Origin of the sequence: Mycobacterium sp. (genome assembly GCF_049585075.1) — a bacterium.
Classification (GTDB): Bacteria; Actinomycetota; Actinomycetes; order Mycobacteriales; family Mycobacteriaceae; genus Mycobacterium.
In genome coordinates, this window is record NZ_JBAUZA010000109.1 from 1 (window position 1) to 2,944 (window position 2,944).

The window sequence follows — 2,944 nt, forward strand, 5'->3', positions numbered from 1 at the left end:
CTGCTGACGGTGCTGGCCGCCGCCGCCGACGGGCTGGACGGCGACCGTGCGCTGACGCTGCTGACCGGGCCGATCGGGCGGGTCGACCCAGTTTCGCTGCGCCAGCTGCGACGTGCGCTGCGCCGCAACGAAATAGACAAGCCGCCAAGAGAATTCGCCGACCTGCTGGTGGATGCTCTCAACGACGGTAAGTTCTCCCGGCTAACCTCACTCCAGGCCCGGCCGGTGCGACGTGTTCGCGCGGTGCTGGACGCCGCTACGCGCTGTCACGGGCGAGGCGAAGACCCGCGCTACATCCTCTGGGCGGCATGGCACAGATCCGGCCTACAGCGACGCTTGCTGGCGGCGTGTGAACGCGGCGGAGCTTCCGGCGCCCAGGCCGGCCGAGACCTCGACGCGGTGACGGCGCTGTTCGACGCCACCGACCAATATCTGTCGCACACTGTCGGCGCCTCGCTGCCCGGCCTGATCGACCACCTGAGCACACAGCGAGCGCCCGCGGCCGGTGCCGAATCCACGGCTGACCAGGTGACGGTGCTCAGCGCACACGCGGCACTGGGCCACGAGTGGGACCTGGTGGTTATCGCCGGCCTTCAGGAAGGGTTGTGGCCCAACACGATTCCGCGCGGTGGGGTGCTCGGTACCCAGCGGCTGTTGGACGTCCTGGACGGGGTCGCCGAGAACACGTCGATGCGGGCACCGCTGCTGGCCGAGGAACGGCGGCTGTTGGTGGCGGCGATGGGCCGGGCACGGAACCGGTTGCTGGTGACCGCGGTAGACGGAGAGGCAAGCGATGGCGGTGAGGCGGCTTTGCCGTCGCTGTTCTTCGCCGAAGTCGCGCAATGGGACACCGGCAGTGCCGATACCGCACTGGAACCGGTCACGGCGCCGCGGGTGCTTTCGGCGGCCGCGGTGGTGGGCCGGCTGCGCGGGGTGGTGTGCGCACCTCCGGGCGCGGTAAGTGACGCGGTGCGTGCCTGCGCGGCAACGCAATTGGCGCGGTTGGCCGCAGCAGGCGTTTCGGGTGCCGACCCGGCCGGGTGGTACGGCATGACGCCGCTCAGCAGCACCGAACCATTGTGGAGTGGGGATGACCACGTGGTGACGCTGACTCCGTCCAGCCTGCAGACGCTGAGTGACTGTCCGCTGCGCTGGCTGGCCGAACGCCACGGCGGAACCGACGCCCGCGACCTCCGCTCCACGATCGGCTCGGTGCTGCACGCGCTGATCGCCGAACCGGTAGGCAGCGAGTCTCAGCTGCTGGCCGCCCTGGAGCGGGCATGGCAGCATCTGCCGTTCGAATCCCGTTGGTATTCAGCCAATGAGCTGGCCCGGCATCGCGCGATGATTCAGGCGTTCTTAGCATGGCGGAGCCAGACTCGTAGCGAGCTGACCGAGGTCGGCGTCGAAGTCGACGTCGACGGGGTGCTCGACGGCCGTGGGGACACCAGCGTGCGGGTGCGTGGCCGGGTCGACCGGATCGAACGCGATGCGGCAGGCCGGTTGGTCATCGTCGACGTCAAGACCGGCAAGACACCGGTCAGCAAGGACGACGCGCAACGGCATGCCCAGCTGGCCGCCTACCAGCTGGCGGTGGCCGAGGGTCTGGTTTCTCACGGCGACGAACCGGGCGGCGCGCGGTTGGTCTACTTGGGCAGGCCCGCAAGCGCGACCGAACGCGAGCAGGACCCGTTGACACCCGAGGCGCGCGTCGAGTGGCGCAACCTGGTCCAGGAGGCGGCCGAGGCGACGGCCGGGCCGCAGTTCATCGCCCGGATCAACGACGGCTGCGCGCACTGTCCGCTGCGGCCCAGCTGCCCCGCTCACACCCGCGCTGAGGGGGCGGTATGACGACATCAGTTGCAGCGCGCTACAGCCCCGCCGAATTGGCATGCGCCTTAGGTCTTTTCGAGCCGACGGCCGAGCAGGCGGCTGTTATCGCCGCGCCGCCTGGGCCGCTGGTGGTCATCGCAGGGGCCGGTGCCGGGAAAACCGAGACGATGGCGGCGCGGGTGGTGTGGTTGGTCGCCAACGGCTACGCCGAACCCGGCCAGGTGCTGGGGCTGACCTTCACCCGCAAAGCCGCCGGGCAGTTGCTGCGACGGGTCCGGTCAAGGCTGGCTCGGCTGGGCGGCACCGGGTTGACGATCGGCAGCCAGCCGGGCCCGCCACCGGGTGAGCCCGCGGGCACGCCTGTCGTCAGCACCTACCACGCCTTCGCCGGCCAGCTGCTGCGCGAATCCGGCCTGCTGTCCCCCGACGTGGGGGACCGAGTACAGCCCGTCGAGCCCGACACCCGGCTGCTCAGCGAGACCGAACTGTGGCAGCTGGCGTTCGATGTCGTCAACGGATATCCCGGGGAGCTGCGCACCGACAAGAGTCCGGCCGCGGTCACCTCGACGGTGTTGCGGCTGTCGGGTCAACTCGCCGAGCACCTGGTCGACACCGATCTGCTGCGCGATACTCACGTCGAGCTCGAACGGCTGGTGCACACCTTGCCAGCGGGCCGCTACCAACGGGATCGCGGGCCCAGCCAGTGGCTGCTTCGGCTGCTGGCCACCCAGGCCGAGCGCGCCGAGCTGGTGCCTCTCATCGATGCGCTACACCGGCGGATGCGGGCCGACAAGGTGATGGACTTCGGCATGCAGATGGCCTACGCCGCGCGGCTGGCGACAGCCGTCCCGCAGGTCGGTGAGCAACTGCGCGGTCGCTACCGGGTGGTGCTGCTCGACGAATACCAAGACACCGGATACGCCCAGCGCATCCTGTTGTCGTCGCTGTTCGGCGGGGGAGTCGACGATGACTTGGCGTTGACCGCCGTCGGCGACCCGATCCAGTCGATCTATGGCTGGCGGGGTGCCTCGGCGACCAACCTGCCCCGGTTCACCACCGACTTCCCGCGCCCCGACGGCAGCCCGGCGCCGGTGCTCGAGCTGCGCACCAG

Annotated in this window: 2 protein-coding genes; both read left to right on the forward strand. The window is 69.9% G+C overall.

All coding sequences use genetic code 11. The annotated features are described in order from the left end of the window. The coding region (locus WB785_RS04970) for a PD-(D/E)XK nuclease family protein (protein WP_424077586.1) at positions 1–1,851 on the forward strand (1,851 nt) is incomplete at its 5' end. Next, a partial coding sequence (locus WB785_RS04975; protein WP_424077588.1) for a UvrD-helicase domain-containing protein occupies positions 1,848–2,944 on the forward strand: 1,097 nt, incomplete at its 3' end. The genes WB785_RS04970 and WB785_RS04975, both read left to right, overlap by 4 nt.